Here is a 7,063-nt window from a genome sequence, read left to right on the forward strand (position 1 = left end):
GAGTTCCGTCGTCAGGCCGTCGACTTGTACGAGTCCACGCCGGGGGCCACGGTCCGCGGCATCGCTGAGGACCTGGGCATCGTGCGCGGCACGCTGCGCCACTGGCTCGAGGCGTATGGGACCGGCAAGAAGACCGCTGCCGACGGGACGTTGACCTCCAGCCCGCTGCAGTCCAAGCCCCCGACGACGAGCCTTGCTGGTCGGGATCGTGGCGGTAGTTCGTCATGGTCATCGGTTGCCCGTGGGCGCTGGTCCGATCCACCCGCTGCCCGTCTCCTGCCTGGAATGCTCCTAGGAACCAGGCTCCGGGTCTGAGCGCACGGGCGGCTTGCGCGACGATGACCGGCAGCCGCTCGGGGGCACTGTGAATGATGGAGTACCACGCGACCAGACCACCCAACGTGTCGTCCGGAAACGGCAGTTCTTCCAGGGCGCCGACCTCGAAGTTCAACTCGGGATAGGTGCGTCGCGCGACATCGATCATGCCCGGGGACAGGTCGATGCCGATCACGTCCAGCCCTCGCGCGACCAGATGGGCGCTGACGCGGCCTGTCCCACAGCCGGCGTCAGCGACAGGACCGAGCCTGGCACTGGCGCACCGGTCTGCAAACCCGTCGATCATTGCGATGTCGAGGCTCGTCTCTGCGTTCAGTGCTGGCAGAAGTCGGGCGTAGGTGACGGCGATGGCGTCATAGCCCTGCTGCGTCTGCTCACGGTGGTCCGGGACGGTCACGAGCGGAAAGGATAGGGGCGCGAGGGGCAGCCAATCGGCGCGACGCGAGGCGAATGCCACGGGCACATTCTCGTTACAGACACCGCCCACGACGGGATCCCGTACTGCCAGCCCGCCGGCATTCCGGCCTTCGGTCGCTTGCAGTACAAGCTAGAAGGGCGCTTTCTGAGAGGTCGGGCGATGTCCGATACCCAAGTCGACCACAGCCCGTGTCTCGACCGGGTCCACCTATGGAGGTGCGCCATGAGCGCGCTGCTTGTCGGATACGCCCGATGCTCTACCGATCAACAAGACCTGACCGCCCAACGCGACGGGCTCCTCGGCCTCGGTGTCCAGCCGGACCGGATCTACGTCGACCACGGTCTGACCGGCACCAACCGCGAGCGGCCCGGCCTTCGCGAGGCCCTCGCCGCCTGTCGGGCTGGTGACACCCTGGTGGTCACCAAGCTCGACCGCCTGGCCAGGTCGCTACCTGATGCCCGGGCGACCGCCGACGAACTGATGTTGCGGCAGGTCAGCCTGAGCCTGGGCGGGTCGGTGTACGACCCGACCGACGCGGTCGGGAAGCTGCTGTTCAACGTCCTCGCCATGGTGGCCGAGTTCGAGTCCGACCTGATCCGGCTCCGGACGGTGGAGGGGATGAAGGTTGCCAGGGCGAAGGGACGGTTGCGTGGGAAGCAGCCCAAGCTCAGCCGCAAGCAGGAAGCACACCTGGTGTCCCTGGTTCACAGCGGCGAGTACAGCACCCTCGAGGTCGCCGAGCTATTCGGCGTCGGACGCTCCACCGTCTACCGAGCGATCGAGCGCCAACGGATCGCGGCCAAGACTGATCGTGCAGAGGCACGATCACGCCGCTGAATTCGCCAGGACGTCGACTGTCCCGGAACCGACACCCCACCGGGACAACCGACGCCGATCAGCCAACACCCGGACCACAGGGCCTGCAGACGTTCCGCTTGCGGGACGTGTCTACAGCTCCGGCGCACTCTCATAGCCGATGTCCGGCTACGTTCGTCGGACCTGTCTGAATGTCGTGGTGCGACGGTCCGCAAGGGCCCCCGTGGAGAGTCGATCTCGATAAGCCGGGTCTAGACGGTGTACCCCGGATTTGGCTCGACGATGCGGTTCTCAACGCGGAGGTGCTTGTTGGGCTTGTCCATCGAGAAAATGATGGGCTCCGTTGGTTCGACGGGACGGGGCGTAGACACTTCAACGAGCTGATAGGTCTCGCCGACGGTCAAGTCGGCTTGGCAAACTCCGCGGCCGTTTGTCTGGGTGGTGAACTGGGAGTTTGGAACCGTTGTCTTCCCTGCGGAGTCGCGGACCTCGAAGGTGAAACCTCCGCGCTCGAATCGTTTGCCCGGGTTGCCGGGGCTCACGACCACCTTGTTGATCGCGAGCCGCCCCGTTCGTCTCCGCGAGGGCCCTGCGGCGGCGGTGAGGGCTGCCGCCAGCCCGTCCTGGTCGTAGGGCGGGACGAAGAAGATCCCCGCATGGCGGACCTCGACGAGCGGTCCGTGGGCGGTGGCGGTGCTCATCAGGGCGTCGATCCCGGGGATGCTTCCGTCGGGTCGCTGTGGGAACAGCTGGTTGAGCATCCAGTCGTTGAACACGGTGTCGAATTGGGCCGCCGTCGCTTGGAACGAGCAGAAGTGCAACCCGACCTCGACCCGCCCGTTCACCACATCGGCGTAGGGAAGGCCGCGTCTGAAGATCTCGGTGTCGTCGTGTTGTCCTCTGGGTCCGGCCTTGCGGACGTGCGCGTTGGGCGGTAGTAACTCCGGCACGTCCGAGGGCTCTTCATGCGGGTCGTCGTTGGCACCCTTCAGGTCGAGACGTGTGCCGTCCTTGAGGCGACCGATCACTGTGTCTCGGGTCCCGTCGTCGGGGAGGGAGGAGAATGCGGCACGGTTCTGCGCGATCTTCATGTTGACCATGTAAGTCCCGCCGTCCGCCCAGCGGGGCTCCTCAGGCTGGCCGCCCTCGGTGTGGACGTACACCACGCGCAGCCGATCGCTGTCCCTGACGTTTCGGACACCGTCGCGGTAACCCGAAGGGCTCCGATTCGTCAGGGCGCTGGTAGCCACGTTCCATGGTGACGCCCGTGACGACGGACGAGTCGGCAACAGCGGTGAGGAACTCCTTGGCGCGTGCCTCTTCTGTCGATGCGACGTAGAACAGCACGTCAGCAGCGCTCCTGGGGTGCCCGCCGAAGAGGTCTGTGGCCGGCGCGGCCTCGGCCGAGAACCCTGCTGGCCGCTCGACGGTGATGCCCGCCGCTTGGAGCTTGTCGAAGAAGGCCGGGGCCAGGCCTACGGCGACGCGCGCTACCTTGCGTCCCTGCGGGAAGTCCTCGCTCGGGTCCTGACGGGCAACCAGCGCATCCACCGCCCGGTCGACACTCTCCAGCCAGGCTCGCAACTCCGGCTCGCCGGCCGCGTTGACCGTGACCCCGATGAAGTATCCGCAGGTAGCCGGGTTCCGGTACAAGACCTCCCGATCGTCGGACTTGTTCGGCAAGACACCTTTAGCCTGGACCATCCCACACCTCCTATTACGGGCTCTCGCCCAATCGCCCAATCGCTCAACCACTCACTTCGGACGTTAGCGGGGCCCACCGACACGGTAGGCAGTTTCGGCCCGAGTGCGTTCGGGGCGGAGTCTCAAATGCAAGTCTTCCTGTCGCCAGCACAAGAGCGGTGATTACGTCCGTACCGCTGGCTGCGAGGAGCGCGATCCGGCTGAGCGGCGTCAGGTTGAGAAGTCGCAGCTCTCGCTGGACCTCCTCGGGGCGCCGACTGTGGAGCTCTCGCCGGGGCCACGTCGACGGCGCCTCGGCTGCTCGACGACCAGCACGTCCTCCACGACGGTCCGGCGCGCCGCGTCCCCACGCTGCGTCGCGCAGATCCACCAGCATGGCCACAAACTGCGTCGACGTCCCGAAATGGAGCAACAACGCGAGGAACCAGTCCATGCGGTTGGACCGCAGCGCTCGCAGTCGACAGCCCTATGAGGGGCGCCCGTATCCGACGGCGCATCGAGGATGTGAGTGTGCGCCTGGGAGGGAGGCACGTCCCGCAAGCCGATCCCGTACTGGTCACGCTCCCCGTGACGATCGTTAAGTGGGACGTCCGGACACGGGACATCTCCCCGGAGCCCGGTGGTGCCAACCACACACACCAGGGTGGGGTACGAGGCTCGGCCCGACCGCTCGACGGAAGCCGCAGCTAGTCACATTGAGCCAGTTGTTACCGATCGGTGCCTTTTCGTGGATGTTTTGTGGCTAACTTGTGCCTCCCCCGGATCCGGAGAGCCACCAGGCACTCCGGGACACACTCGAATGGAAGGCCCATCTCATGTCCAAGTCAACCAAGGTCATCGTCGCCCTCGGAGCCACCGGCGTGATCCTCGCCGCCGGCTCCGCCTTCACAGCGAGCAGCACCATCGACGACGGTGCCATCAACGTCGGCTCCGTGGCCCAGAGCGTCAGCGGCGCCACGATCACCAACGTGGTCCACACATACACCGCCGCCACCGACACAACGACGGCGATCTCCGCGAGGGCCGCCCAGCTGCTCTCCATGACGGCCGGCGTGGTCACGATCTCGATCAACGACGGGGCGGCGCAGGCCTGCACCGTCACGCAGGTTGACACCACCAGCCCCGCAGACGGGACGCTGGACGCCAGCGACATCGCCTGCAACATCACCGACGTCGCGAACGTGACCAGCGTCCGCTTCGTCGTCAACGGCTGAGACGAGTGAGTGAGGAGGGCGGCCGCGTGCGGCCGCCCTCCCCTCTCGTCGGAAGGGTGACGATGCGCAAGCTCGCGATCTGGGCGACCTCCACCGTCCTCCTCGGTGTCCTGGCCGGGTTGCTGACCGGGACGCTGGCGCTCGTCGAGACCTACGGCAACAGCATGGAGCCGCGAATGGTGGCCGGCGACCTCGTCCTCGTCCGTGCGTCGAGCACGTACGAGGTGGGCGACGTCGTCGCGTACACGAGCCCCGAGCTCGACCGGACCGTCCTGCACCGGGTAACGGCCGTCCACGGCGACGGCACGCACACATTTCGCGGAGACAACACCAACTTCGACGATCCGGAACGTCCGACCCAGCGGGATTTCATCGGCAAGGAGCTGCTCCACGTCCCCGGTGGCGGCATCTGGACCGATCGGTTGAGCAGCCCAGTCGGTGTAGCCATCGTGGCCTTCGCGGTGCTCGCCTCCGGCGGAACAGCTGTGGACGCGCGGCGCCGCCGCACGAAGAGAACCAGGAAGACTCACATGGCACAGCACGTCGCGCCCGGCAGGTCCGTTCGACCGGCATCAGGTTGGTCACCCCCATGGCGTACGACTGCGGCTGTGGCTGCGGCTGTGCTCTGCGTCGGCCTCGCTCTCGGTGTCACGTCGTGGACCCGGCCCACAGCGAAGGCCAATACGGCGGCTGGTCCCGTGGCACGCTCAGTGACCTTCAGCTACCAGGCCGACGTGCCGCGGTCTCCTGCCTATGACGCCACCCGCGTCACCGAGCCGGACCCGATCTTCCGCAGACTCACAGACGAAGTGACCGTCCGCTACGCCTATCAGGGCACACCCGGCGCGGCCAGCTTGGCTGCCGAGCTCTCCACCTCGAGCGGCTGGCACGCGCGGGTGCCTCTCTTGAAGCGGGTGTCCTTCGACACGTCCGAGCACACGGCGACGGTCTCGCTGGACCTCGACCGGCTGGAGCGCAAGGCATTCGCAGCGGCCGAGGCCATCGGCATCCCCGCAACGCAGGTCGACATTGCCGTCGTGCCCACCATCACCACCCAGGACGGTGCCATCTTTGCGCCGGCGCTGCGGTTCGCCCTGACGCCTCTGCAGCTCAGCCTTCCAGGTGGACCCTCGAGCCTTGTCGTGACGGAGCCCACCACGACCACCATGCCCGGCTCGCCCGCAGGCTCCCTACGACTCGCCGGGTACGACGTGCCCGTGGCATCCGCGCGAGCTCTCTCCGCCGCTCTCATCGTCGGCGCACTGGTTCTGTTGATCCTGGTCGGTCTCGTCCAGACACGCAGGACAGCCGGCGAGGCCGCGGACATCAGGCGGCGCTACGCGTCCATCCTGCTGCCGGTGGAGCCCATGACCAGCCCAACCGGTCGCCCCACCGTTGACGTCACGGACTTCGCTGCGCTGGCCAAGCTCTCGGAACGCTACGGTCTGATGGTCATGTACTGGACCCGCGCCAACGTCGACACCTTCACCGTCCATGACGACGGCATCACCTACCGCTACCGCACCAACAGCTCCAGCGCGCCGGCAGACGGCAGTCGGGGCCCGACCAGCACGACCGCCGAGCTGCGCACCTAAGGCTCAACGCCTCCGCCAAGGACGCCGCCCGGGCTCGGCATGTCCCGGATGTCCCACAGCGGGAACGTCATCGGCGCACCCTACGCAGGCTTGGCTCCCGACCGTCGTCGTGCCGCAGACGATCGGCCTTCGGGACCGCCTCTAACTGCACCGATGAGCGAGCGTCAGCCCGTAGCGTGCACGCATGGACGACGAGACCTGGGAAACGGCTCTGCGGACACTCTCGACCGCAACGGATCGCCTCGACGTTCTATCGAGATGCGTCGGAGTCGAGACGCAACTACGGGCGTGGCGCGCCACCGGAGACGGCGCACGCGGCGGAGACGCAGCGAACGCGCTTGACCAGGCCCGCGGCGACCTGGAGTGGCATCTGGTGAGCTGACGAACCTCACCCGCGCTGTCGAAGCGCTTCTTGAGGTACTTCCGCCCGCTTGGGATTAGGTCGAACGTACGGATGTGTCGCAATCTCCGCGTGACGATCGGTCATTGGCGATAGGCGTCTCGACGGTGGACCACCGAGACGACCTCGATGACGAGGCGACGTTCGAGGATCCGGTAGAGGATGCGGTACTCGCCTCGTCGTGCTGACCACAGGGGCGCCAACGGTTCTCGCAAGGGCTTGCCGACACGGTGGGGATCGGTGCGCAGCGGGCCCGCGATGAACTCGAAGGCGGCCGCAGCGACCGCTTCAGGCAACAGCTCCTCGAGGGCGCGTCTTGCGCTCCGGGCCAGGACGACGTCGTAACCGCCGTCCTCGCCCGGGTCCCTACTCAAGATCGGAGGCGTCCGCGCCGCAGCATCGCTGACCGGACCTCATCCAGGGGTGAGGTGAGCCCGGCGTCGAGGTCATCGAGCCCCTCCTTCAGGGCCTGCACCTCCTCGGCGCGGCTGAGGACGTCGACGGTCTCCAACAGGGAGTCGTAGTCCTCAGCACTGAGCACCACGACGGCCCGGTCACCGTTGCGCGTCACCTCGAACCC

The 7,063-nt window shown here is 66.9% G+C and carries 8 protein-coding genes and 2 pseudogenes; 5 read left to right on the top strand and 5 right to left on the bottom strand.

Features of this window, described 5'->3' with window-relative positions; genetic code table 11:
• Positions 1 to 180 (top strand): annotated as a pseudogene (locus tag JWN68_RS06395) (transposase); the annotation flags it as partial.
• A gap of 157 nt (positions 181 to 337) precedes the next feature.
• On the opposite strand, the pseudogene JWN68_RS19250 reads toward JWN68_RS06395, so the two are convergent.
• A pseudogene (locus tag JWN68_RS19250) lies at positions 338 to 622 on the bottom strand (class I SAM-dependent methyltransferase); the annotation flags it as partial.
• Positions 623 to 976: 354 nt separating this feature from the next.
• On the opposite strand from JWN68_RS19250, the gene JWN68_RS06400 reads away from it, so the two are divergent.
• Positions 977 to 1,591 (top strand): recombinase family protein, encoded by a 615-nt coding sequence (locus JWN68_RS06400; RefSeq protein WP_297736311.1) that lies wholly within the window; start codon positions 977 to 979, stop codon positions 1,589 to 1,591.
• A 230-nt stretch (positions 1,592 to 1,821) separates the two neighbouring features.
• On the opposite strand, the gene JWN68_RS06405 is transcribed toward JWN68_RS06400, so the two are convergent.
• Both JWN68_RS06405 and JWN68_RS06410 read right to left on the bottom strand, forming a co-directional pair.
• Positions 1,822 to 2,820 carry a Dyp-type peroxidase domain-containing protein gene (locus tag JWN68_RS06405; protein WP_297736314.1) on the bottom strand — a complete coding sequence of 333 codons (999 nt, stop codon included), beginning with the start codon at positions 2,818 to 2,820 and terminating at the stop codon, positions 1,822 to 1,824.
• Entirely contained in the window at positions 2,702 to 3,274 is a 573-nt protein-coding gene (locus tag JWN68_RS06410; protein ID WP_297736317.1) for a hypothetical protein, read from the bottom strand. The genes JWN68_RS06405 and JWN68_RS06410 overlap by 119 nt, the downstream gene beginning before the upstream one ends.
• An 815-nt stretch (positions 3,275 to 4,089) precedes the next feature.
• Here JWN68_RS06410 and JWN68_RS06415 point away from each other — a divergent pair.
• The 3 genes from JWN68_RS06415 (at position 4,090) to JWN68_RS06425 (ending at position 6,465) form a co-directional block, all read left to right on the top strand.
• Positions 4,090 to 4,488 carry a hypothetical protein gene (locus JWN68_RS06415; RefSeq protein WP_297736320.1) on the top strand — a complete coding sequence of 133 codons (399 nt, stop codon included), beginning with the start codon at positions 4,090 to 4,092 and terminating at the stop codon, positions 4,486 to 4,488.
• Positions 4,489 to 4,550: 62 nt separating this feature from the next.
• Positions 4,551 to 6,083 carry a signal peptidase I gene (locus JWN68_RS06420; protein ID WP_297736323.1) on the top strand — a complete coding sequence of 511 codons (1,533 nt, stop codon included), beginning with the start codon at positions 4,551 to 4,553 and terminating at the stop codon, positions 6,081 to 6,083.
• Positions 6,084 to 6,267: 184 nt separating this feature from the next.
• Positions 6,268 to 6,465, top strand: a complete 198-nt coding sequence (locus JWN68_RS06425; protein ID WP_297736326.1) for a hypothetical protein — start codon at positions 6,268 to 6,270, stop codon at positions 6,463 to 6,465.
• A 101-nt stretch (positions 6,466 to 6,566) separates the two neighbouring features.
• Here the strand turns inward: JWN68_RS06425 and JWN68_RS06430 are convergent, their stop codons facing one another.
• Together JWN68_RS06430 and JWN68_RS06435 are read right to left on the bottom strand one after the other, a co-directional pair.
• A complete protein-coding gene (locus JWN68_RS06430) occupies positions 6,567 to 6,857 on the bottom strand; it encodes a type II toxin-antitoxin system RelE/ParE family toxin (RefSeq protein ID WP_297736328.1) in 291 nt (96 codons plus the stop codon).
• The coding region (locus tag JWN68_RS06435) for a type II toxin-antitoxin system prevent-host-death family antitoxin (RefSeq protein ID WP_297736330.1) at positions 6,854 to 7,063 on the bottom strand (210 nt) is incomplete at its 5' end. The genes JWN68_RS06435 and JWN68_RS06430, both read right to left, overlap by 4 nt.

It is taken from the genome of Nocardioides sp. (assembly GCF_025964975.1).
Lineage (GTDB): Bacteria > Actinomycetota > Actinomycetes > Propionibacteriales > Nocardioidaceae > Nocardioides.